The sequence below is a fragment of the Orrella marina genome, from assembly GCF_003058465.1.
Taxonomy (GTDB): Bacteria; Pseudomonadota; Gammaproteobacteria; order Burkholderiales; family Burkholderiaceae_B; genus Algicoccus; species Algicoccus marinus.
Map to the genome: position 1 here is coordinate 94,398 of NZ_CP028901.1, position 24,194 is coordinate 118,591.

Consider the following 24,194-nt stretch of genomic DNA (forward strand, 5'->3'; position numbering starts at 1 on the left):
GGTGTGAGAGAGCCGCGAGATGAGAGATCTGTCGAGCACCGGGACCCCGGCACCTGTCGTCGTTCGGGTGCGTGGCGTCGAGTTTCAGTACGGAAAGACCCGTGCGCTGGACGGGCTCGATCTCGAGGTCAGGCAGGGTTGCACCATGGGCCTGATCGGCCCGGATGGCGTGGGAAAGTCGACACTTTTGTCGCTCGTTGCGGGTGCGCGCAAGATTCAGAAGGGCGAAGTCAAGGTGTTTGGCGGGTCGATGTCCCGGTCCAGTCACCGTGACCGGATCTGCTCGGACATTGCCTACATGCCGCAGGGTCTGGGCAAGAACCTGTATCACACCCTCTCGGTGCTGGAGAACCTGCAGTTCTTCGGGCGACTGTTCGGCCACAGTGAGGCCGAGATTCTCAGACGGGTCGATGTGCTGACCCGGGCCACCGGCATGCAGGCCTTTCTGGATCGTCCGGCTGGCAAGCTTTCGGGAGGGATGAAACAGAAACTCGGCCTGTGCTGCGCGCTGATTCATGATCCGCAATTGCTGATACTGGATGAGCCCACCACCGGGGTCGATCCGCTGGCGCGCAGCCAGTTCTGGGAGCTGATTGCCGATCTCAAGCGAGATCATCCCACCATGACGGTGATGGTGGCCACGGCCTACATGGACGAAGCCGCGGGGTTTGACTGGCTGGCGGCTGTCGACGATGGTCGCATACTGGCCACCGGCACCCCGCAGGAACTGCTCGCGCGCACCCGGCGCGAGACCCTGGATGAAGCATTCATCGAATTGCTGCCTGAGGCCAAGCGGGCACGTCATCAGGAAGTGGTCGTCACGCCACTCGACACCAGCGGCGAAGAGGAAGTGGCGATCGAGGCCGAAGGCCTGACCATGAGATTCGGCGCGTTCACCGCAGTCGACAAGGTGAGTTTCAGGATTCGACGTGGCGAGATTTTCGGGTTTCTTGGTTCCAACGGGTGCGGCAAGTCGACCACCATGAAAATGCTCACGGGTTTACTGGCCCCGACAGAAGGGCAGGCATGGCTCTTTGGCAACGAGGTGGATCCGCGTGACATTGCGACCCGTGCCCGGGTCGGCTACATGTCCCAGGCGTTCTCTCTCTACGGGGAGCTGACGGTGCGGCAGAATCTGGTGCTGCACGCGCGTCTGTTTGCCGTGCCACGCAACGAGATTGCCGGCCGTGTGCAGGAAATGGCCGATCGCTTCGAGCTCACCAGTGTGCTCGATTCGCTGCCTGATGCCTTGCCGCTGGGTGTCAGACAGCGCCTGTCGCTGGCTGTGGCCATGGTGCACAAGCCCGAGATGCTGATTCTGGACGAGCCCACATCGGGGGTTGACCCCGTGGCGCGTGACGAGTTCTGGCGTCTGATGATCGATCTGGCCCGCCAGGACAAGGTCACGATCTTCATTTCCACCCACTTCATGAATGAGGCCCTGCGCTGTGACCGGATGTCGCTCATGCATGCGGGCAAGGTGCTCACGACCGATACGCCACAGGAGATCATTCGCAAGAGCGGATGCGATACGCTGGAGCAGGCGTTTATTGAACAGATCCGCAGTGCCAGCCAGCTCGCTGATCCTGAGCCTTCGGACTCATCTGAACCTTCTGAGTTACCAGCCCCTGCACTCCAGAATCAACCGGGCAGGTCTGAAGAGCCTGTCTCTGGATTCAGCTTCAGACGTCTGTGGAGCTATTCGCGCAGGGAGTCGCTCGAACTGCAACGCGATCCCATGCGGGCCACACTGGCCCTGGTGGGCAGTCTGATTCTCATGCTCATCATGGGATATGGCATCAACATGGATGTCGAGGATCTGACCTATGCGGTGCTCGACCGTGACCAGTCAACCATCAGCCAGAGTTACACCAACAGTCTGAGCGGATCACGCTATTTTGTGGAGCGCGCGCCTGTACTCGATCAGGCCGAGGCCGATCGTCGCATGGCCAGTGGAGAGTTGTCGCTGGTCCTTGAAATCCCGCCAGGATTCGGTCGCGATGTGCTCGCGGGTCGGCCCACCCGGCTCTTTGCGCTGATTGATGGGGCCATGCCTCAGCGAGCCGAGAATGTGCAGGGTTATGTCAGTGGCATGCACATGAGCTGGCTGGCCGATTATGCGCGCAGCAAGCTGGGGGTGGTGCCGTCAATGTCGGCCGCCACAGTGGAGACGCGGTTTCGCTACAACCCCGATGTGCGCAGCCTGCCGGCCATGGTGCCGGCGGTGATGCCATTGCTGTTACTCATGATTCCGGCCATGCTGGCGGCGCTTTCTGTCGTCCGGGAAAAAGAGCTCGGATCGATCGTCAATCTGTACGTCACGCCGGTAAACCGGCTTGAGTTTCTGATAGGCAAACAGCTGCCCTACATTGCGTTGGGCATGCTCAACTACATTCTGATGCTTTTGCTGGCACTGTGGGTGTTTGCCGTGCCGCTCAAAGGCAGTTTTCTGACGCTGACGCTGGCCAGTCTGGTGTTTGTGATCTTTGCCACAGGATTCGGTCTGTTCTCTTCATCCTGGACAAAAAGCCAGGTGGCCGCCATCTTTGTGACACTGATCGGCACCTTGCTCCCGGCAGTCCAGTTTGCCGGACTGATGAATCCGGTTACCTCGCTTGAAGGCATTGGCCGGGCGATCGGGGAAGTGTTTCCGGCCACCTATATGTTCATCATTAGCCGCGGTGCCTTCTCCAAAGCACTCGGATTTGGTGACCTGTATCCGTCGATCCTGTGGGTCGCTGGCAGTGTGCCGCTGGTGATGCTGCTGGCGGTGGTGTCATTGAGGAAGCAGGACAAATGATCAGCCGCGACCTGCAAAACATCTTTCGCCTCGGCGTCAAGGAGCTCTGGAGTCTGCTCCGGGATCCCATGATGCTGATCCTGATCGCATACTCGTTCACGCTTGCGGTGTCCTCGGCTGCCACGGCCTTGCCTGAAACGCTGCACAAGGCACCTATTGCCATCATCGATGAAGATCAGTCCGCGCTGTCCAGGCGGATCGTCTCGAGCTTTTATCCACCCAACTTTGTGGTGTTCGAGGTGGGGTCTGCTGCCGAGATTGATGACGGGATGGATTCAGGGCGTTACACCTTTGCGCTCACGATTCCAGTGGGGTTTCAGCGCGATGTGCTGGCTGGCGATCAGCCCGCGGTCCAGTTAAACGTGGACGCCACGCGCATGAGTCAGGCATTCGCTGGCAGCGGGCATGTGCAGCAGATGGTCAATCATGAAGTGGCAGAGTTCGTGCAGGGGTTTCGCGGTAGCGCCACCTTGCCGGTTGAGCTGGTGCCACGTATGCGATTCAACCCCGCGCTCGAGCAAGCCTGGTTTGGCTCGATCATGGAGATCATCAACCAGATCACGATGATTTCCATCATTCTGGCCGGTGCTGCGCTCATTCGTGAACGCGAGCATGGCACGATCGAGCATCTGCTGGTGATGCCGGTCACGCCGGGACAGATCATGCTCGCCAAGGTCTGGGCAACCGGACTGGTGGTGTTTCTGGCGACCGGACTGTCGCTCACGCTGGTCATTGAAGGGGCCCTGCAGGTGCCCATCCAGGGATCGGTTCTGCTGTTCATGGCGTGTGTGGCGCTGCATCTCATGGCAACCACCTCCATGGGCATCTTCATGGCGACGGTGAGCCGCAGCATGCCGCAGTTCGGTCTGCTCTTGATCCTCACCTTGCTGCCGTTGCAAATGCTCTCGGGTGGCATGACGCCGCGCGAAAGCATGCCCGAGGCGGCGCAGGTGCTAATGATGGCAGCCCCGACCACGCACTTCACGGCCGTTGCTCAGGCCATTCTGTATCGCGGTGCCGGGTTCGAGGTGGTCTGGCCGCAGATGCTGGCGATGTTCGTGATCGCTTCCATCTTCTTCTGGCTGGCCATGCGGCGGTTTCGCAAGATGCTCCTGCAGGGCGGCTGATTGGCAAGGCGGATAACGGCGACTGGTGCCGACTTCTGATGCGGACTGCTGATGCGCGTGTCATCCTGTTTCGCTCCATATCGCGCTGTTTAGCGTTGTCTCACCTCGGTTCGAAAGCGTGACTTTGCTCGCGCTTAAGCGAAGGTTTCGGGGAAGCAGAGGCAGGGGTCCCGCAGATCCTGTCCAGATCAGGTTTAATCAAAAGGTTAAGGAATGTGACGCCGGGCGATAGAATGCCGGGTGCAATGATCGATAGGGAATCGGACGGTGGCCGTGAGGGTCAGATCAGCCCGGTTGCCCAGCTGACAGGAGAAAGTGATGCTCGACACGGAGTTTCAGGAAGCGTTTCGCGATAGTGCCAAGGACCTCATTGGCCGCCACGACAACATGGCGCGTTGCCGCCAGAAGCCGCAAAACCCGGCAGTTGACCGCAAAGTCTGGGCCGAAGTGGCCGAGGCTGGCTGGTTCTCGCTGCTGGTGCCCGAAGAAGCGGGCGGCCTGGGGCGCAACCTGGCGGATCTGTCGGTGATTGCCCAGCAGGCCGGCGAGCAGCTGTTCGCAGAACCCTACCTCGCCGGGTCGGTGCAGATCGTTCAGGCATTGCTGGGTGCGCCTGCTGGCGCGCTGCGCGATGAACTCCTCGAGCGCGCCATGGCCGGTGAGCTGGTTGCAGGGCTGGCCTGGCAGGAAACGCTGGGGCAGCTCGAGATCACGGACCCTGTGGTCACGGCGACGCGTCAGGGTGAAGAACTGGTTCTTTCCGGCACCAAGCGGCTGGTGGGTCCGGTTGAGGGGGCAGATGGCTGGTTGCTGGTGGCGCACACCGACGATGGTCAGGGTGCCTTGATCTGGGTGGCGGCCGAAGACAAGCCGCAACGCAAGGACTATCCGCAAGTCGACGGCTCTGTGCTGTCCGATCTCGTGTTTGACGGCGTGAAAGTGCCCGCAAACCGTGTCATCATGGCCGGTGACGGGACGCTCCAGAACGTCAATCGCGCCAACGACATGACCCGCCTGATGGCTGCTGCCGAACTCGTGGGTGTCATGCGTCGTGCCTTTGACATGACGGTTGACTACATGAAGGTGCGCAAGCAGTTCGGCAAGCCGATCGCCTCGTTTCAGGCGCTCAAGCACCGTGCTGTACATGCGTGGGTAGAAATCCAGGTTGCCAGTGCTGCACTGAACGATGCGATTGCGACTGCTCAGGCAGATGGGTCAGACGCAGTTCTGGCGCGCCAGGCCAGCCGTGCCAAGGCACGCTGCTCGGCAGCGGCCCTGTCGATTACTCGCCAGTGCATCCAGTTCCACGGTGCAATCGGATACACCGACGAGTATGACATTGGTCTGTATCTCAAGCGTGCCATGGTGCTGTCGGCCTGGCTCGGCAATGCATCGACGCATCGCGCCCGCTACCTTGAACTGACGCCGGCTTTGTCGGACGCGGTGCAGGAAGTTGTGGACGTCGAGATCCCGCAGGATCAGGACTGGAATGCGATGTCGGATCGCGATTTCCGCAACATGCTGCGTACGTTCTATCGTCGCAACTATCCGGAGAATCTTCGCAACATCCAGCGTCGCCTGACCTGGGAAGAAGTGCGTGACTGGACCATGACGCTCTCGCGTCAGGGATGGATCGCACCGGGCTGGCCAAAGGAATTTGGTGGCATGGGTCTGTCGCCTGAGAAGCTCCTGGCGTACGTCGAAGAGCAAGAAAATTATGGTGTCGCCCGGACCATCGACCAGGGCGTCATCATGGTGGGGCCGTTGCTCATCAAATATGGCACGCCTGAGCAGCATGCCGAGTTCCTGCCCAAGATGCTGAATGCCGAACACCGCTGGAGTCAGGGGTATTCCGAGCCGAATGCCGGGTCTGATCTGGCATCGCTCAAAACCAGTGCGGTGCTCGATGGGGATGAGTTCATCGTCAATGGCCAGAAAATCTGGACCACCATGGCACACTCGTCGAACTACATCTTTGCGCTGGTTCGCACTGACAACAATGCCAAGAAGCAGGCCGGTATCAGCTTCCTGCTCATTGATCTTGATTCACCGGGCATCACGGTGCGTCCGATCAAGGACATCGCGGGTCACACCGAGTTCTGTGAGGTGTTTTTTGAGAATGTCAGGGTGCCGGTGCGTAACCTGGTGGGTGAGGTCAACCAGGGCTGGACCATGGCCAAGGCACTGCTCGGATTCGAGCGGATCTTCCTGGGCAGTCCAAAGCAGGGGCGCTATGCGCTGAGCCAGCTCAATGCGCTGGCACGTGAGCGCGATCTCTTCAAAGATCCGGTGTTTCGTGCCAAGTATGCGGAACTGCTGATGGACGTGGACGATCAGGCCGCAGCCTACTCGGAATTCGCTGAGTACATCAAGCGTGGTGACAACCTGCCGCCCAGTGTCTCGCTGCTCAAGGTCTGGGGAACGCAGGCTTACCAGCGTGTCTGCCAGGCTTTGATGGAAGCTGCACAGGAAAGCGGCTCAGTGGATGCAGCGTACGACACCGATGTCAGTTCGCTCAATCCGCCTGCGATCCTCTTTAACTCCATCCCTTCGACGATCTATGGTGGCAGCACCGAGGTCCAGTGCGAAATCCTGGCGCGTGCAGTGCTGGGCATCACAGAGTAAATCAACCCACGGCAGCGGGCACTTCCACGGAGGTGCCCGCTCCGGGTTGCAGATCCAGAGCCGGATGTTGCCGGGCAGTCGACAGAGTGTGAGTCCTTCGAGACATATGCATCAGTCTCAATGCAAGGCGCTGTGGCGAATGCTTCGTTTTTATCTCTCCAGGGATGGAACCGAAGTGATCCGGTTACTCTCTGATTGCCACCCTGAGGTCCAGACACCGATTTGATCCGGCACTGTGTGACCCTCGATCAAGGCGCTTGCTCAGGGATTTGTGGCTGATCTGGGTCGAACAACCTTGATGTGAACTTTTTCGGTCTCAATGTTGGGCCCGGAACCATCGAAACAGCATTCACGCCTGCCCTGTCTCTGCTCCTGACCAGGATGGAGGCAGTCCCTCTTTTGCCGCAATCTGAAGGGTGATCATACAATTCGCTGTGTCTCGCTTATCGACTCCCGAACATGTCAGCGATTCAGTGAGCCCTCGATTGTTGTCAGGGTGTGCCCGCCGATCCAGATATCCTGGCCAGTCTGCTCGATAAATAGTCGGCCACGACGACCGAGTCGGGTCCCCTGGGAAACGACGTATGCAGGATTGGGGTGGTTTGCCGCCTCTGCAGGCAACATCCGGGTGACGATCCCTTCTGCGATCATCCAGCTCGCCAGGCCGGCGTTCAGGCTCCCCGTGACAGGATCCTCCAGGATGCCACCAGCAGGCGCAAACGCTCTGACTTCAAATGCTGCTGCAGGGGTCAGTGGGTCTGCGTTCAAATCTTTGGTGACGTGGGCACCGATGACGCCCACTTTGTAGGGAGCAAGCGCGACCGGATCGGGCTCGATGGCGAGAACCGATTGTGCGTTGTCCAGAAGCAGTCCAATCCAGCCGGGTCCGTTATCAATGATCTGGTGATCCAGTACCTGGGATGCGCGTAACCCGAGTGCCTTGATAACGCCGTCCAGACGTGCGGGTTCGATCGAACCTGTTTCAAGCAACGGCGGGGCTGCGAAGGCCAGGCGGTTATTGTGCTGGCGGATTCTCACCAGGCCAATCGCACACTCCTGCACAATGACTCCGGGCTGCCTGGGAGCCCCGCCTCTGGTGAGCCAGCCATGGCAGCTACCCAGAGTTGGATGACCGGCGAAGGGTAGCTCCATCCTGGGTGTCCAGATCCTCACGCGGTAGTCCGCATCAGGATGGGTGGGCGGCAACAGAAACGCCGTCTCAGACAGGTTAGTCCATCTGGCCATGCTGGCCATGTCGGCGTCACTCATGCCCTGGGCATCATGCACCAGGGCCAGCGGGTTACCCATGAAAGGCTGGTCAGAGAAGACGTCAATCTGCTGAAACGGTCTGGTGTTCATGCGCTTTGCCTTGGGTTTGCCTTGGGTTTGCCCTGGTTGTGTCTTGACTGCGCGCCGGCCTGCAGGCAGGCGCGGGTTGCTCAGATTGCTGGTTAGCGTACTGAAATCACTCAAGCGAGATGTTCAGCTTCTCGATAACCGGGTTCCATGTACTTTGCTCGCGCTCGATCAATTCGGTCAGCTCTTCTGGATCTGATCCGACGGGATTGAAGTACACAGACTTGAACTTCTCGACCACAGCGGGATCCTGCATGATGCGCGTGATCTCGCTGCTCACCCGGTTCAGAATCTCGGGGTCAGTTCCTGCAGGTGCGAGCATCGCGTTCCAGGAAATGGCTTCAAACCCCGGAAAACCGTTTTCAGCTAAGGCTGGAATGCCCGGTAGCGTGTCGACAGGTGTCAGATTCGAGATCGCGAGCGCGTCGATCTTGCCCGCTTTGACCTGGGACATTGCGATGGCCGGCACCATGAAGCTCGCCTGAATGTCGCCAGCAAGAATCGCGTTGATCACGTTCGGGAATCCCGAGTACGGGATATGCGCCAGATCAAGGTCGGCGTCATTGGTGAACATTTCCATTGCAAGGTGCGAGGCGCTGCCGGGTCCGACCGATCCATAGTTGTACTTGTCAGGATCTGCCTTGACCTTGGCGACAAATGAGGCGAGATCCGGTGTACCCAGCTCTTTGTTCGCAATCAGTACGTTGGGACTGGTTGCAATCAGGCTGATGGGGGCGAGATCTTTCAGCGGATCATAGCCAAGCGTGTTCTTGTAGAGGATGGGTGCGGTCACCAGTGGGCCATTGATGGTGTAGAGCAGGCTATAACCGTCTGGGTCGGCCTGGGCCACCTGGCGGGTTCCAATGTTGCCACCTGCGCCTGCCCGGTTCTCGATCACGATGGCCTGATTGAGGGCTTCGGCCAGTGGCTCAGTGATCGTGCGCGCCAGAATGTCTGGTGAGCTGCCAGGCGGGAAGGGCACGACGACACGGATGGGCTTGTCATCTGGCCAGGCCGCCATGGCAGCCTGGCTGGCAGCCAGTCCAAAGACAGCGGCTACGGCGAGCACGGAATGCCTGATCAGGCAGGATGTGCGAGAAACAGATTGAGATGTGTTCATAGTGGTCATGTCAGTCGCCATGTGTGAATAGTGGAAGAATCAATGCAAAGTCGTGATGCTTGAATAAGTGCTCAATCAGACCGGTTGCCGGGAATGTCTGGACCGACGTGGTCATCTGGTGCGCATCAATGTCGTGCATCCAGAGTCGGGTCGTTCAGTTGCGTGATCCCGTGACGTCCGTCGTTCCCGTCCAGTCAATTTACGGTTACTCTTGATTTTAGTCGCGGATGAGCACGTTTGCCGGGCGGCTTGATTCCTGCGACTCCGGGCCCAGAGAAATGGAGGGGCAGTATGTGTGCGGTATACCGACCATCCTACCGTCGGGACTGGATTCGCGAGACGTTTGGCCTGGACGTTGATGCACATCTGTTACCAGAAGGCAATCAGGATGGTTCAGATGGAGTTGGCGCCAGCGGGCAAGTGAATTCCTCACCATCAGATGTCTATCCTGGACAGAGCGGTCTGATTGTCGCGAGAAGTCATGTCCGGCAGAAGCTGGTGATCGGAGCTGCCCGGTTTGGACTGATCCCGCCCTGGGCCAGGGACGAGACGATCTCCAGAAAAACGTATAACGCCCGTTCTGAAACCGTGTCAGACAGGCCCAGCTACCGCCACGCCTGGCGGGCTTGTCACTTTGCGATCGCGCTGGTGGATCATTTTTACGAGCCTTGTTACGAAACAGGACGGGCTGTGCGCTGGAAAATCCAGCGCACAGATGGTCAACCCATGGGGATTGCGAGTCTGTGGCAGCGCTGGACTCACCCAGAAACGGGTGAGCTGATTGTGTCATTCACCATGCTGACCATCAACGCAGACCGTCACCCGGAGATGCGCCGGTTTCACAAGCCTGGCGATGAGAAGCGTACGCCGCTTGTCTTGCCGCAACGGCAGTTTGCGACCTGGCTAGGCGCTGATCTGCAAAAGGCCAGTGCAATGATCGTCTCTGATGAGGCAGTGACCGACATGCCTGCGCTCAAGAGCGAGGCGGCTCCACTGGTCAGGCCGGCAAGGTAGGGCAGCAGGCAAACGATCAATCAAGCGTTCAATCAAATGATCAAGCGAATGCTCTCGCAGGCATTTTCAGATGCGACAGCATGCGAGAGATGCACCGGCGATTGATTACGGCCTGCCCGCCCATCCCTGGTCTCTGGCTGCGTGTTGACAGGATTCTGAGTAGCTCACCGTCTTCGTTCAAAGCGTTGTCGTTGCAGGTCGCCTCGTTCAGATTGTGCTCGCTCAGTGTCTTCTCGATCAAACCTTCTTCTTGCCGGGCGTGTTTTCAGGTCCGGATTGCGCTGCGCCGGTGGCGTCCATTTGCGGACGATCTGCTTGCGGGCGATCTGCCTGCGCGCGAGTGTCGGTGGTATCAAGATTCGGATCGACGATGCAGCGTAAGGTACCAGTTCTGTGGACAACGCAGGATGACCGGGATGCTTTGGATGAAACCTCTTTCGCGTTGCGTTCAAGCAGGTAACGCAGGAAATCCAGCATGCTTGACTCCGTGTGGTGGCAGGGGTGGCCCCTACGTAGGGTGTGTGGCGTGCAGTGCAGGGTTCAATGAACGCTGATTGATTGCTGTGTACACATCGATTGCTTGATCCATTACGCCTCACCCTATTGATCATATTGTGTGCAAGAAGTTCGGCAGCGGCCACTGTTTCTTGCTCAGTACTTGTTCAGGTTCGAGGCTTTGTGCATGTGGTCTGGTGCTGTGGTCTGGTGCTGTGGTCTGGTGCTGTGGTCTGGTGCTGTGGTCTGGTGCTGTGGTCTGGTGCATGTGGGCAGGTACATCATGGCTGGTACATCAGGGCATGAGATGGACGCGGTGGCCCGGAGCCGCAGTTGACACTGTGGTGTCCTGCAGAAAGACTTTGGGTCTGTGCAAGCATGTTCCCTGGTGGTACATGTGACATTCGGATGTCACGTTTGTGTCATCCGACAATACACTCGGTACAATTCGACTCACACATCATAACGACACCGTCTAACAGGACGTCGCACCCTCCATGCAGCTCTCCGATCTTTCCGAGAATCGTCGCACCACTAAAACCCAGCGTGAGTTCTTCCGATTTGGTCTAGGCCTGATGTTTGTTGTCAGCATCATGATCTACACCACGCTGGGGATCGGGCTGACTGGCGAGCAGGGTATTCTGCTCGTCGTGGCATCCATGATAGGTGGTTACATGGCCATGAACATCGGTGCCAACGATGTGGCCAACAATGTGGGTCCGGCAGTCGGCTCGCGATCCATTACCATGGCCGGTGCGATCGTGATTGCAGCGATTTTCGAGATGGCGGGTGCACTGATCGGCGGAGGGGATGTCGTCTCGACGATTCGTGGCAACATTATCGACCCGGCCTTGATCCCGAGCACTGATCATTTCATCTGGATGATGACCGCCAGTCTGCTGGCAGGCGCGCTCTGGCTGAATCTGGCAACCGCAGCCGGCGCGCCGGTTTCCACAACCCATTCGATTGTAGGTGCCGTACTGGGTGCCGGTGTTACAGCAGGCGGGTTTGCCGCAGCCGACTGGGGTGTTGTGGGTGGCATCGTGGCGAGCTGGGTGATCTCGCCCGCAGTGGGCGGGCTGATTGCAGCGGGTTTTCTGTTCTGGATCAAGCGTGCGATCACCTACAAGCAGGATATGGTCCGCGCCGGACAGACGACGGTACCGATTCTGATCGGTCTGATGGGGTTTGCATTTGCGACCTACCTGATGCTCAAGGGACTGAGCAAGGTGATGCCCGTCAGCTTCACCATGGCACTGGTCATCGGTGTCGTATCAGGATTACTGGTCTGGTTGCTCACGAGCAGGGTGATCGCCAGCCGGGCCGGTGCAATGGAGAATTCCAAACAAGGTATCAACGCGCTCTTTACATTCCCGCTGATTTTTGCGGCCGCCTTGCTCAGTTTTGCGCACGGGGCCAATGATGTGGCCAATGCGATCGGACCGCTTGCTGCAATTGCCGATACAGTGATGAATCAGGGAGTGTCGTCCAGGGCGGGAATTCCGCTGTGGGTGATGATGATTGGTGCTGTGGGTATTGCGATCGGACTGGCGTTGTACGGCCCCAAACTCATTCGTACTGTCGGTGGGGAGATCACGGATCTGGATCAGATGCGAGCTTTCTGTATTGCCATGGCAGCAGCGGTCACGGTGATTATTGCCTCTCAGCTCGGCATCCCCGTGAGCTCGACCCACATCGCCATTGGTGGCGTACTCGGTGTCGGGTTTCTCAGAGAACATCTCAAGGCGAACTACTCCCGGATGGTTGAGGAAATCAGGCTGCATCATGATGGACATGATGCGCAAGCCGTTCAAGCCTACCTTGAAGAGTTCACGCAGGCGGACGTCAAGACCAAACAGGTGATGCTCGAGCAACTCAAGGCCAGATCAGCGTCTGTGCGGCTCAAGAAGAAAGAAGTCAAACAGATCCGCAAGGTCTACAAGACCGAACTGGTGCAGCGCTCGATCCTCTACAAAATCGTGGCCGCATGGGTCATCACGGTTCCGGCGTCGGCGATCATGGCATCGATCATTTACCTCACCATGCTGGCACTGGTGGGGGATTGACGACGATCCTGGTCGATTCCTGGAGTGGTTTCCAAGGCTGATTTCCAGGGCTGATTTCAGGCTTTTACGCCTGTGGCTGGTCTCGCTGACTGGCTACGCAAGGACTGCCCATCCGCGCAGGAGTGAGCATTGCCTGGCCGTCAAACCTCAAACTCGCCGGATGGTGCTTTCGTGGTCCTGGTAGCACCAGAATTGATATCGGTGTAACTGATATTTGATCATCCAACCATCAAAATTTCAGTTGGTGTATTGTCATCTCCTTGCCGGATTGATCTCCTTCTTTTCCGGGCAATCGGTGGCTTTCCATGAGCCTGTTGTGCCGGGCACTCAGATACGAGCAATCGAGTACGAGTCCCTGACACAAGCTACCTTCAACCATGCAAGTCTGATCATCGCATCTCCATAACACAGTCGACATGGCAGGGCCTTTGAGCGGTCCGGGTGCGCCAGCACTGCGTCGCATCGCGATCTGGTGCTGTCCGACTGGCGTTCATGCGCCGTGCGATGCAAGCGTATATGGTCAGGGTCAGCGGTCTCGTGGTGAGCATTTGACTTTCTGATGACTCAGAGGACACTCAGTTGAAACTTTCGATGGCAACCAGGAGCAGGATTAAACGTGTCTGCTTTCTTGCCGCGCTTGCAAGCGCCCCTTTTATTGCAAACGAGATCTGGCCCGCGCGCTCCCATGCGACGGGCCACTTTCCCCCGGCAGCTGCAGGTGGTTCGGTTCAGGCCGAGATCACCACAGACTCGGCTGATTCGTCTGCTGCTTCCCCTTCCATTGCCAGGCCTGATCCCGGGAACCTCCCTGAACCCGCCGACGATTCAACGCCGATCAACTACGCAATGGACCGCCACCACATCCGGATTCATGTGAACGCCGATGGCACCGCAGTCGTGGAAAGAGAGGTTGATATCACCCCATATGACGAGATCGGTGTGCAGATGGCTGCTCAGCAAAGTGAGACGTACAGCACGAGCCTGGATCACCTGGAAATCCTCGGTGCGTGGACACAGCGTCCCGATGGTGAACGTATTGATGTCCTGCCTGATGCAATTCAGGACGTTGATGAGCATACTGGCCTGGAGGGGGTCTACAGCGACAAGAAGAAGCGTGTCGTTGTATTTCCCAATGTCGAGCCTGGCTCGCGTCTGCATTTTCATAGTCGCCTGAACATCAAAAAGACCACGTTCCCCAATCAGTTCACGCTGGAAACGCTCTTGTCTCCCGAGGTCGTATACCGGGACTTCATGATTGAGTTAACGCATGACGAGGGTATCGAAGTCTATTTTGAAACGCGCGGACTGGTCGATGAGTCGCAGACAGGCCCAGATGGCAAGGTGACGCTGCATCGTTACCGTTTTCGTCGCGACAAGCCAGAGAAGTACGAGTTGACCTCGGTCGCCTGGGCAGATTTCTCGCCATACTTCATCGTTTCCACGATGGGGTCCGTCGAGATGCTTGGCAAACAGTATGCAATGCGAGCCGAGCCAGCCGAGATGCCGACCCAGGAGATCGAGGCGCTGGCTAACGCGATCACAGAGGGTATCGAAGATCCGTTCGAGCAGGCCAGGGCGCTGTATGAGTGGGTGGTCAAGGAAATCCGCTATGTTGGCATATACCTGGGGGACGCGACGGTTGTGCCAAACATGGCGTCGGATATCTTGCGAAACCGCTATGGTGACTGCAAGGATCACAACACGCTACTGATCAGTCTGCTCAAGGCCAAAGGAATTGATGCGCAGGGTGCCTTGATCAATAACGGTTACTCCTACCAGATCCCTAAGATTGGCGGCATGGGTAGCTTGAACCATGTGATTACCTACCTGCCACAATGGAACCTGTTCCTCGACTCGACTAACGCGCTGACACCGTTTGGGGTGTTGCCTGATACCGATACGGACAAGCCTGCAGTGCTGGTGCGTGACGGCAAGGTCGTACGCACGCCCAGGCAGACACCCGCTGACAACATGGTCAAAAGCCAGGTGGAGCTCAGAATCCGTGACGATGGCGTCATTCTAGGCAAGTCGCACAGCGAGGCGTTCGGGCCTGTTTCGATGGGGTCACGGTACTGGATGACTAAACTGTATCGTGAAGATCCTCAGGATCTGATTCGACGCATGCTGGCGGCAAGCATGCACCCGGGGAACGGGGAGATCGAGGTCTCGGGGTTGTGGGATCTGGCCAATCCCCTGAAGTTTGATTTCACATTCGAGCTCGAACCCATCACCAACTTTCCGGGGCAGGGGGCTTTCAATCTTCCAGACGGACTGACAGCAAATCCGATGTCCGGCATCATGGTCGACTTCAGCAAGCTCCGCCGCTCGACTCCGCGAAACCCGATGCCGTGCGCATCATCTGATTACGAGGAAACATTCCACATTACGCTCGATGATGGGACGGTCTTCACACAGGTGCCCGACGATGTTGTGTTTGAAGAGAATGGCCTGATGTACAAAGCTCACTATGAACGATCTGACAGGGATGTAGTTGCCACACGTCATCTTGTCATGGATCTTCCATCCAATGTGTGCCAGCCCGCGGAGATCTTGCGCCTGATCAGACTGGTGGATGTGCTCAAACGGGATCTGCGCAGTCAGATCTTTTACAAGAGCATCTGACTGGATGGTGTGACGAACCAGGTGTGGTGAGCCAGGTGAAATAGATGCGGTAGGTGTACCAGGCGTGGTGGGCGTGGCCAGCTCAAGGTTGCACCAGTCAGCTCACCACTTTGTAGCAACAATCTCAACCGGCTCAATTGCATCGGGGCGTCGAACAATGACAGCGCTCCGGCAAGCGATACCAATGGGGGGAGTCCGAACGGAAATTCCCCTCACTCTTGATGCCAGGTCTGGTTCTTCCTGGCCAGCGCCTTAATGCATTCAAGTTGTGGCCTTATCCGGCTTTGAGTCCCTTCGCAGCCCGGTGTTCGACATCGTGAAAAAATGCCTGTACCGCTTCATTGAATGCAGCGGGCTCCTCAAGGTTCACCGCATGGCCCGTGTTTGGATAGACCAGCAGTCTTGCGTTGGGCAGTGCCTGTTTCAGATACAGGTTGGTCTGCAGACAGGGCGCATCCTGATCACCCACAAACAGCAGTACCGGCAGGTTGAGTTTGCGGATTTGTTCGTCAAATGATTCGATCGAGGGGCGCGCCGCCTGATAGTGAGTCAGCGTCATCGCCATGCCTTGCGGGTCGTGTTCAGACAGGTGGTCCATGAAACGCAGCCATCCGACAGGATCCTTACGCTTGAGACCGATTCGCGTCGCGGCGTAACCAATTTCCTGGGCAGCTATTTGCGAGCCTTGCTCCCTGAAAATCTGTGCCATGCGCAGGCAGTTCTCCACGAACGCATCCCGGTCCTGGGCGGGTGAGCCAGAACCGACACCCGCCACCACCAGTGAGCTGGCTTTGTCGGGATACTTCATCCCGAACCGCAAGGTTGCGTAGGCCCCCATACTGAGCCCGACCACATGTGCCTTGCCCAGATTGAGTCCGTCAATGACGGCCGCGATATCGTCAGCTGCGTGCTCGAGTCCGTACAGAGCAGGGTCGGCTGGAACCTCAGACGGGATGTAACCTCTGGCGCTGTAGGTCACGCATTGATATCGGCGCGCAAACCACTGCACCTGTGTTTCCCATTCCCGATAGTCGGCGGCCATTTCGTGGACAAACACGACGGGATGTCCGTCGCCAATTTCTTCCACATACAACTGCGCCCCGTTGGCCTGAATGTATGACACTTCACATCCCCTTGAATCATTTACGTGCATTGCCGAGAAGCGGCTGGTTCAGAGCTGACTCGTTCCATCACACTGGAGAGTCGATAATGGGTGCTCGGTGAACCTGTGCACGGTGACATGCGTCAAACCTCAAAGTCTATCGGAGGCGGCCAACGCAATGCAAGACACCGAAGCTGATTTCAGAGGGGATTGATACAGTCGTCATGTCACAGGGCTCGACTGTGATGATTCCGTAGCGGTGTCGAGTGCGGTGTCGAGTGTTGTGTCGGGTGTGGTGCCTGGGGGCTGGCTATCCTGACAGGTGTGGAGGATAAATTCTCCCGCAGGATGATCGAGTCGTAACTTGTAGATAACATGATGCAGTGTCCAGATTGACAGTATCATGGGCCGAACGCCATTGCGATGGGCAACTGCCCTCTGTTTCTCATGGGCCGGGACAACCCAGGTTACACACGTTAATCAGACAATTCACACAATTCACACAAAGCGTTTTGCTAACCGTAGAATGCGGTGAGTACGTATCTGTCAACTGTCCGGATCATTCGCTCCTCATGGCGCATACGGCATACGTGATTCCACGTGTAGCGACGCTCCGGCAATGATGCAAGACAGGGGAAAATGAAAGGGGTGAGGGACCGCTTGACGGGGTTTTATGAGGAACTATTTTGAGAAACTGCATTTCTGATGACAAACCCGGTCGCGTTGAACACTGACGAGCAGGCGCAGGGCGTTCTGGAAACTGAGAAGTCCGGATCTGGCCCAGGCGATATGCTGTCGTGCCACCACTGCGGTGCGTTGTACCGTCGCGTGATGCTCGATCCTGGGCAGATTGCCCGGTGTGTGCGCTGTGATACGGTGCTCGATGCCTACGCGACATTCAAGCCGCATGCGTGGCTGGCCATCATCATCACCGGGATCATCGCATTTGTGCTCGCCAACGCGTTTCCGGTGGTAACGCTCTCGTTTCAGGGGTCCACTCAGTCCGCGACATTTCTTGATGCGGCGAGGGTAACCTGGGATGCCGGCTATCCGCTGGTGGCTATACTGACCTTCGGAGTCGGATTTGCCATGCCGTTCCTGCATCTGAGTTTGCTGTTGTGGGTGTTTGGTGCATTGGCGTTTGGACGTCTGCCACTCGGATTCGAAGCGGCCGTGCGCTGGATCGACTGGGTCAAGCCCTGGAGCATGGTCCCGGTATTCCTGATGGGAGCACTGGTCACGATTGTCAAGCTCGTCGACCTGGCGAGTCTGCAGCCAGGCATCGGTCTGTTTGGCACGATCGCCGTGGCGGTGATCATGACCGGTCTGACGCGGCTTGACAGTGAGCGCCTGCGTTTCATGGCCCACGATATGGGCTTGTCTGTCAGCCATCCCCCTTTGCCACGCCCACCTTCGCCCTTGATGCTGCAGCGAACCTGGGCACTGGTGATCGGTGCGCTGATCCTCTACGTTCCAGCCAACTTGCTGCCGATCATGTATATCCGGGCATTTAACGGCAGCTCGGGGCACACCATCATGGGCGGGGTGATCGAACTCTGGCAGATGGGGTCCTACAGTGTGGCATCCGTGGTCTTCATTGCCAGTGTGGTGGTGCCGATCGGCAAGCTGATTGGACTGATTGTCCTGCTGATTCTGACGCAGCGCAGTTCCGAAGTGGCGCTCAAACGCCGAACCCGGCTCTACCATATGGTCGAGTTCATTGGCCAGTGGTCGATGCTCGATGTGTTCGTCGTTATACTGCTTTCGGCGCTGGCGCGATTTGGCGCGTTGCTGGAGTTCGAACCGAGCACCGGCGCGGCAGCGTTTGGCGGGGTGGTGGTTCTCACCATGGTGGCTGCCATGGGGTTTGATCCCCGGCTCGCCTGGCGGCGGGCAGGTCATCGGCGCCATCTTGGTGAAGCGGCTCCCGCAAGTGCCAATTCAGCCGGTGCCGGAACGGCGCAGTCTGCCTGATCAACAAGGCGGTTTTTTTTAATACTCTATCCGGTCGGTATAAAAGATTCACATGCAACCCACCCAGCCTGACCCGAAGAAAGAATTACCGGCTCCGCGCGTCATCCGCAAGCGGCGACGTAGCCAGGGGTGGGTCTGGCTGATACCGATCGCAGCCGCGTTTATCGGTCTGTCGATCATCTGGCACGAGATGTCGAACAGAGGGCCTCGCATCACGATCACGTTTCAGTCGGCGTCCGGGCTCGAGGAAGGTAAAACCCAGATTCGATATCGGGATGTGGTGGTGGGTGTTGTTGACGACATTCGTCTTAGCGAGAACCGTGACCAGGTCCTGGTGCGCGCGCAACTGGACAAGGATGCGGCAGGTCTGGCCAACGAAGGCACTGTTTTCTGGGTGGTGCGCCCATCGATCGGGCTTGAAGGGGTGTCGGGTCTGGCAACCCTGTTGTCTGGCTCTTACATTGAAGCTGATACGGACTCTGCGTTTCTGGACGATCCCAACAAGTTCAGTTTTGTCGGGCTGGAAAAGCCCCCTCCCATCAAGAGCGATCGGCCTGGCACAACCTATCGACTGCGTGCAGACTCGCTCGGTTCGCTAGGGGCGGGCACACCCATCTATTTTTTGAGAATTCCGGTCGGCATCGTGACGGGTTACGAGCTCGATGAGGGTGGCCAGTTTGTCGATATCAATGTGTTTATTGATGCGCCCTACGACAAGTACGTCAGTGGCAGTACGCGATTCTGGAACGAGAGCGGCATCTACTTCAATATCAACGCCGAAGGCCTGACAGTGCGCACCGAGTCGCTGGCTTCGATCATTTCCGGGGGGCTGGCATTCGCGAACTTCGGGCCTGCCAAGAGTCTGGGGGAGAAGGATGTCTTCAAGCTTTACACCGATCGTAGTCAGGCAGAGCAGGTGCCAACCGGCGTTGCCATACCGATTGCGATGTACTTCGAGCAGTCGACCAGAGGGCTGGATGTGGGTGCTTCCATCGAGTTCCAGGGGCTCAAGCTAGGGATGGTCGAATCGGTCGAGTTGCGCTTTGATCGCTTACGGATGCGTATGTACACCAAGGTTCTCGGAACCCTGTATCCGTCTCGCCTCGGACCCGCGTTTGAGAGGATGGCGGAACGCAGTCGCGACTTGAAGGATATTGCTGCGAACATGGTGGACTTTGTGGAGCGAGGGCTGCGTGCCCAGTTAAAGTCGTCGAACATTCTGTCTGGTAGTGCCTTCGTCGAACTTGGCTATCACGACACGCCGCTCAAGGACAAAGATATCAAGGCTGACTTGCCGTTTGTCATTCCGACGGTTCCGTCCGAGAGTCTGCAGGATCTTCAGAAACAGATCACGAGTATTGTCGATCAGCTCGAGAAAATCCCGTTCGAGTCCATCGGCACGAATCTCGATGAGAGCCTGAAGGAAATCACGCAGATGGTGCGTAACATGGACAGCAGTGTGACGCCTGAACTGACCCGCTCACTGGTCGCCTTGCGCAAGACGCTCGATGAACTGGATGGGCTGCTGGCCGCCAGCGGTTCGATACCGGGCCAGGTCGATTCGTCACTTCGGGAAATTGACCGGACGATACGCTCGACCCGTGCGCTGATTGACGAACTTCGGGCCAGGCCAAACTCGATCATCTTCGGCACACCAGGTCAAGACTACTCCAGGGATACGCTGGGAGACAATCAACCGTGAAACAGATTGGATGCAGAAACCTCGCGCAAGCAGACCATGATCCCATAAGCCAATGGATGGATGGCGTTGTGGGGGGTGTAGTATTGGCCGGTGTGGTGGTGGCTGGGTTCGTGGATCGTGCGCTTGCTTGCTTGCGTCATCGCGCCCGGTTCACCATGCTGGCGACTTCGGTCGTGGCCGTGTTGCTGCTGGCGGGGTGCTCGTCACCCACGACGCTGTATTACACCTTGAGTGCACCACCAGCGGGCCAGCCCGTGGCGATGCAAAGCACCGGCTCTTCGACACCCGTGGCGTACCGGATCAATTCGGTGACGATACCTGCGCAGGTGGATGATACGTCTCTGGTTGTGAGGCAATCCCCGGATCAGCTGATGGTGCTGACATTCGATCGCTGGACCGCGCCTTTGTCGGATCAGTTGCGTGATGCGCTCTCCCAGGCACTCACGCGGGAGATGGGGGTGCCCCCTTTACAGAATCTTGCATCAAACCCGACAGGGCCTGGGCAACGATCCGTGTCACAGGTCAGTGTCGACGTGCAGCGATTTGATTTGCTGCCAGGCCAGGCAGCGCTACTGGACGTGGCATGGCAGGTTGATGTGCCTGGCCAGACCAGGCAGTCTGGCCAGAGCCTGACGTGTTATTCAGAACTCAGGACCGCGGCCGCGCCCGGTGTGGCACCGTTGGTGGCTGCCCAGCAGAGTAATGTACTCAAGCTTGCTGGGCAGATCGGACAGGCGTTGAGCTCCGCAACCGTGAGCGACGCCCGCTGTTTCTGAGGCGCCGCTGCCAGCTTGTGTTTGTCAGCAGGAACCGGCAGAACGGGCTGAAAGCGGGTTCTGCAGGCGTGCTCAGAAAACTGATGCGGTGATCACCCTGTCAGAGCGGCATACCGATATGCTTGCAGGGTGCCTGCCTTTCAGGTTCGTATCACCCTAAATCCGTCAGTTGCTTGCTTCCAATCCTGCTAGACGCTACTGTTTATGCGGGTTGCCATTAGATGGGGGGATTCACCAAATGGGTGAGCGCAAAAACAAGAAAAAAATGGCGCTTGCGACTGTCTCTGAGCCGATGGAGGTGGATACCATGGGTGGTCGCATCCACGTGCAGTGGGACGAGTCGGCTCAAGCCATACCCAGTGGACCGCTGGTCTTTTTTGCCGAGTTTCTCGCCGGTCAGACATCTTTGATCGCTGGGTCGAGCGCTGCCCGCTGACCTGCACCAGCCCTAACTCCCCGGGCAACCGGGATGTACTGAGCACCTTGCTCCTGGCTATCCTGGCGGGTTTCCAGCGCTATGCGCATGTGACCGCTTTTGGTAACGATAGAGGGGTGATCAGGTCGTAGCGAAATCGCTCGGAACGAACAAAATCATCAGCGAGGACTCCTTGCGCCGGGCGCTGGCCCGGATCAGCCATGGCGTTCGACTCTATGTGCCAGTTTTCCAGTTCGTTATAACGGTATGAAATAGGGTTGGGATTGCTCATAGGCCAGCACCCGCACCTGTTCCTTGTAGCCTTGCGCGTGGTATCGATCACGCAGTTATAAAACACTGGCGGCCTGTTGCCGAGGAAGAAGCAGTCGACCCGTTCATTCCGTGCAGATAGTCATGGGTGGAGAAAAGGCCGCCGAGAATCCCAGTATGGCGGCGAATATTGTTTTTGACGGAAATAAACGCCGCCTTGCGACGACCTCGAGACTGGGCACCAAAGGGAATTCGTCGGGGGGGAGGATGGTGTTGCATTGCTGTCAGTTGGTTTGGGCCGGATTGATCACCTCTATCAAGCGGTGTTCACCCAGTTCTCAAGTTCGAGCGCTGGCACATGTTCGAACTCCGCGACGTTGTTGGTGACCAGCACCAAGCCTTCGCTGCGGGCATGGCCCGCAATGTGCAGGTCATTCACCCCGATGGGTTGGCCGAGCTTTTCAAGGGCCGCGCGGATGGCGCCGTAGTGCTGGGCGGCCTTGGCACCGTAGGGCAGCACCTCCAGGCGGCTGCAGAAGTCCTCGATGGCCGCCAGGTTCTCACTGACGCGTTGGCTTTTCTCGGCGCCGTGTATCAATTCGGCCAGGGTGATTGACGAGATGGCCATTCGACTGGCGTTGGCGTTGAACGTGGAAAGCACCGCGAGCGGGCGGCGCTTCAACACGTAGATGACGATGTTGGTGTCGAGCATGTAGCGCAACATCAAAGGGCTTCCCGCTCCGGCTGATGCTGAGAGGCACGCTCGGGCAAAAAGTCATCGCTCACACGCGGGCCGTCCAGAAAGAAGCTGTCCCAGGATTGACCAAGTGGCGCGATGATGCGCTCGTGCCCTTTGACGCGGATCTCGACTTTGTGGACGCCCTCGGGCAAACGGACGTCCAACGGCAGCCGGACGGCTTGGGTGCGGTTGTTGATGAAGACGGTACCGATGGACATGCTGCTCTCCTTTCGTGCTGCTATACGGCAATTGTATATAGCAGCGCTTCTGGAGTCAAGTTGACGGCTGACGGCGCCCAGATCCCCGTAGCCATGCGCAGAACACGTATGCGAAGTCGGTGTCTGGGAGCCGCGATTTCATTGCTCAGATCTGTGATCCTAAATCCGTCAGTTGCTTGCTTCCAATTCGTCTAGACGCTAATTGTTTATGCGGGTTTGCATCAGATGGGGGTATTCACCAAATGGGTGAGCGCAAAAACACGCCAAAACAGCCGTTGCGACCGTCTCTGAGCCGTTGGTGGTGGACACCATGGGCGGTCGCATCCATGTGCACTGGGACGAGTCAGCGCAAGCGACTCCCAACGGACAGCTGGTCTTTTTTGCCGAGTTTCTTGCCTGCACGGGCGTCTTTGATCGCTGGGTCGAGCGCTGCCCTCTGACCTATACCAGTCCCAACTCTCCGGGCAACCGGGATGTGCTGGGGACGTTGCTGCTGGCCATCCTGGCCGGACACCGGCGGTATGCGCACGTGACCGCCTTTCGTAACGATAGAGGGGTGATCAGGTGGCGGCGAAATCGCTGGGCATGAACAAGATCGTCAGCGAGGACTCCCTGCGCCGGGCACTGGCCCGGATGGACGAGCAAGCTAGTCAGGCGTGGTTGCGCCCGGCACTCATGTCAAGCGTTAAACCGTTGTACGGCAAACAGGAAGGGGCGTTGAAGGGCTACAACCCGCACAAGCCCGGCCGACCCAGTCACGTGCTGCACACGTACTGGGTGAGTCCGCTGCGACAGGTTCTGGATGTGCAGCTGACAGCGGGTAACCAGCATGCGAGTTCCCATGCTCGAGCAGGTCTGGAACAGCTACTGGACGAGCTGGGCGATCTGGGTGACAAAACGCCTGCCCTGGTGTGCGGTGACAGTGGTTACGGCAACGAGGGATTCTGGTGGCGCTTGAGCAACGCCAGCAACCCTATCTGCTGCGGCTGCGCCAGACTGCTAACGTTCAACGCCTGGTGCGACACCAGTTTGACCGGCTGGACTGGAGCCGAACCGACTCGCAGGGCTTCCAGGCGGTTCAGGACGAGGTCAAGCTCTCGGGCTGGAGCCAGCCACGGCGGGTGGTGATCCTGTGTCGCCGGCTACGCGAAGGTATCGCCCGGGAGACGATGGATGACCATGGCCAGTTGCGTCTGGACTTTGCCGATCACCATATCCTGGATGCGGCCCGGATGTGGGAATACACCGTGTTGGTGACCAACGCGGACTATCGCCTGGAATCGATTGCCCAACTGTATCGGGATCGCTGTGATTGCGAGAATGGCTTTGATGAGCTGAAGAATCAGTGGGGACTGTCAGGTTTCACTACCAAGGACCTGAATCGCAGTCAGACGACTGCACGTGCGGGAGCCCTCATCTATAACTGGTGGAGTTGGTACTGTCGGGCCGCACACCCGGGCGGCAGACTCGAGGCGATCACGAGTCGCCCGTTGTTGCTCGCTGCGGTGGGCAAGGCCGCGAGCCATGCCGGACAGACGACTCTGTATCTGACGTCCATGCATGCCAGAACGGACACCATCAATCAGTTGCTGGTCAACATTCGTGCGGCTTTGCGGCATGTCAGATTGACCGCGGAGCAGTTCAAGGATGTCGACCGATGGAGCACCCTGCTGAAGTACGTATGCCAGAAAATTGCACCCCGGATGGACGATCATTCAGCCTGTCTGACACTGCCCGTGACCGGCTAACTGCTGTTTTTAGGATCACTCCGGG

General features: G+C 57.9%; 20 protein-coding genes. 12 read left to right on the forward strand and 8 right to left on the reverse strand.

Translation table 11 applies throughout. The features are described 5' to 3' along the window. The first annotated feature begins 19 nt into the window (after positions 1-19). From rbbA to DBV39_RS00480, 3 genes are all read left to right on the forward strand, one after another. A complete protein-coding gene (gene rbbA / locus DBV39_RS00470; RefSeq protein WP_108619875.1) occupies positions 20-2,800 on the forward strand; it encodes a ribosome-associated ATPase/putative transporter RbbA in 2,781 nt (926 codons plus the stop codon). Next, positions 2,797-3,927 (forward strand): ABC transporter permease, encoded by a 1,131-nt coding sequence (locus DBV39_RS00475; protein WP_108619876.1) that lies wholly within the window; start codon positions 2,797-2,799, stop codon positions 3,925-3,927. The genes rbbA and DBV39_RS00475 overlap by 4 nt, the downstream gene beginning before the upstream one ends. 318 nt (positions 3,928-4,245) lie before the next feature. Next, entirely contained in the window at positions 4,246-6,552 is a 2,307-nt protein-coding gene (locus tag DBV39_RS00480) for an acyl-CoA dehydrogenase (RefSeq protein WP_108619877.1), read from the forward strand. Positions 6,553-7,014: 462 nt separating this feature from the next. On the opposite strand, the gene DBV39_RS00485 is transcribed toward DBV39_RS00480, so the two are convergent. Both DBV39_RS00485 and DBV39_RS00490 read right to left on the reverse strand, forming a co-directional pair. After that, on the reverse strand, positions 7,015-8,025 hold the full coding sequence (locus DBV39_RS00485; protein ID WP_322348732.1) for a PhzF family phenazine biosynthesis protein: 1,011 nt from the start codon (positions 8,023-8,025) through the stop codon (positions 7,015-7,017). After that, on the reverse strand, positions 8,018-9,037 hold the full coding sequence (locus DBV39_RS00490) for a Bug family tripartite tricarboxylate transporter substrate binding protein (protein ID WP_227870740.1): 1,020 nt from the start codon (positions 9,035-9,037) through the stop codon (positions 8,018-8,020). Before DBV39_RS00490 ends, DBV39_RS00485 begins: the two co-directional genes overlap by 8 nt. A gap of 282 nt (positions 9,038-9,319) precedes the next feature. Between DBV39_RS00490 and DBV39_RS00495 the strand changes: the two genes are divergently transcribed. Continuing rightward, entirely contained in the window at positions 9,320-10,042 is a 723-nt protein-coding gene (locus DBV39_RS00495; RefSeq protein ID WP_108619878.1) for an SOS response-associated peptidase, read from the forward strand. Positions 10,043-10,082: 40 nt separating this feature from the next. Here the strand turns inward: DBV39_RS00495 and DBV39_RS00500 are convergent, their stop codons facing one another. Together DBV39_RS00500 and DBV39_RS00505 are read right to left on the reverse strand one after the other, a co-directional pair. Continuing rightward, positions 10,083-10,283: a hypothetical protein gene (locus tag DBV39_RS00500; protein ID WP_108619879.1), complete on the reverse strand. Its 201-nt coding sequence runs from the start codon at positions 10,281-10,283 to the stop codon at positions 10,083-10,085. Beyond that, complete coding sequence (locus DBV39_RS00505; protein WP_108619880.1) at positions 10,280-10,519, reverse strand: hypothetical protein; 240 nt, start codon at positions 10,517-10,519, stop codon at positions 10,280-10,282. Before DBV39_RS00505 ends, DBV39_RS00500 begins: the two co-directional genes overlap by 4 nt. Before the next feature lie 515 nt (positions 10,520-11,034). On the opposite strand from DBV39_RS00505, the gene DBV39_RS00515 reads away from it, so the two are divergent. Both DBV39_RS00515 and DBV39_RS00520 read left to right on the forward strand, forming a co-directional pair. Next, on the forward strand, positions 11,035-12,603 hold the full coding sequence (locus DBV39_RS00515; RefSeq protein ID WP_108619882.1) for an inorganic phosphate transporter: 1,569 nt from the start codon (positions 11,035-11,037) through the stop codon (positions 12,601-12,603). Between the two features lie 579 nt (positions 12,604-13,182). Beyond that, positions 13,183-15,225 (forward strand): DUF3857 domain-containing transglutaminase family protein, encoded by a 2,043-nt coding sequence (locus DBV39_RS00520; protein WP_159078697.1) that lies wholly within the window; start codon positions 13,183-13,185, stop codon positions 15,223-15,225. 274 nt (positions 15,226-15,499) lie between these two features. Here DBV39_RS00520 and DBV39_RS00525 read toward each other — a convergent pair whose 3' ends face one another. Then, positions 15,500-16,348, reverse strand: coding sequence for an alpha/beta fold hydrolase (locus tag DBV39_RS00525; RefSeq protein WP_159078698.1), 849 nt, complete (start codon positions 16,346-16,348; stop codon positions 15,500-15,502). Between the two features lie 684 nt (positions 16,349-17,032). On the opposite strand from DBV39_RS00525, the gene DBV39_RS00530 reads away from it, so the two are divergent. The 4 genes from DBV39_RS00530 to DBV39_RS00545 all read left to right on the forward strand — a co-directional run bounded on the left by DBV39_RS00530 (position 17,033) and on the right by DBV39_RS00545 (position 21,215). Next, positions 17,033-18,301 carry a paraquat-inducible protein A gene (locus DBV39_RS00530; protein WP_227870741.1) on the forward strand — a complete coding sequence of 423 codons (1,269 nt, stop codon included), beginning with the start codon at positions 17,033-17,035 and terminating at the stop codon, positions 18,299-18,301. A gap of 52 nt (positions 18,302-18,353) precedes the next feature. Further along, positions 18,354-20,003 carry a PqiB family protein gene (locus DBV39_RS00535; protein ID WP_108619885.1) on the forward strand — a complete coding sequence of 550 codons (1,650 nt, stop codon included), beginning with the start codon at positions 18,354-18,356 and terminating at the stop codon, positions 20,001-20,003. Then, positions 20,000-20,779 (forward strand): PqiC family protein, encoded by a 780-nt coding sequence (locus DBV39_RS00540; protein WP_159078699.1) that lies wholly within the window; start codon positions 20,000-20,002, stop codon positions 20,777-20,779. Before DBV39_RS00535 ends, DBV39_RS00540 begins: the two co-directional genes overlap by 4 nt. A gap of 238 nt (positions 20,780-21,017) precedes the next feature. Then, entirely contained in the window at positions 21,018-21,215 is a 198-nt protein-coding gene (locus tag DBV39_RS00545; RefSeq protein WP_108619887.1) for a hypothetical protein, read from the forward strand. A gap of 79 nt (positions 21,216-21,294) precedes the next feature. On the opposite strand, the gene DBV39_RS00550 is transcribed toward DBV39_RS00545, so the two are convergent. The 3 genes from DBV39_RS00550 to vapB all read right to left on the reverse strand — a co-directional run bounded on the left by DBV39_RS00550 (position 21,295) and on the right by vapB (position 22,421). Next, positions 21,295-21,486, reverse strand: a complete 192-nt coding sequence (locus DBV39_RS00550) for a hypothetical protein (RefSeq protein ID WP_108619888.1) — start codon at positions 21,484-21,486, stop codon at positions 21,295-21,297. Between the two features lie 294 nt (positions 21,487-21,780). Next, entirely contained in the window at positions 21,781-22,188 is a 408-nt protein-coding gene (gene vapC / locus DBV39_RS00555; protein WP_108619889.1) for a type II toxin-antitoxin system tRNA(fMet)-specific endonuclease VapC, read from the reverse strand. Then, complete coding sequence (vapB, locus tag DBV39_RS00560; RefSeq protein ID WP_108619890.1) at positions 22,188-22,421, reverse strand: type II toxin-antitoxin system VapB family antitoxin; 234 nt, start codon at positions 22,419-22,421, stop codon at positions 22,188-22,190. Before vapB ends, vapC begins: the two co-directional genes overlap by 1 nt. 310 nt (positions 22,422-22,731) lie before the next feature. Between vapB and DBV39_RS00565 the strand changes: the two genes are divergently transcribed. Both DBV39_RS00565 and DBV39_RS00570 read left to right on the forward strand, forming a co-directional pair. Further along, entirely contained in the window at positions 22,732-23,010 is a 279-nt protein-coding gene (locus tag DBV39_RS00565) for a hypothetical protein (RefSeq protein WP_159078700.1), read from the forward strand. A 358-nt stretch (positions 23,011-23,368) separates the two neighbouring features. Next, on the forward strand, positions 23,369-24,169 hold the full coding sequence (locus tag DBV39_RS00570; protein ID WP_108619892.1) for a transposase: 801 nt from the start codon (positions 23,369-23,371) through the stop codon (positions 24,167-24,169). The last annotated feature ends 25 nt before the right edge of the window (positions 24,170-24,194 follow it).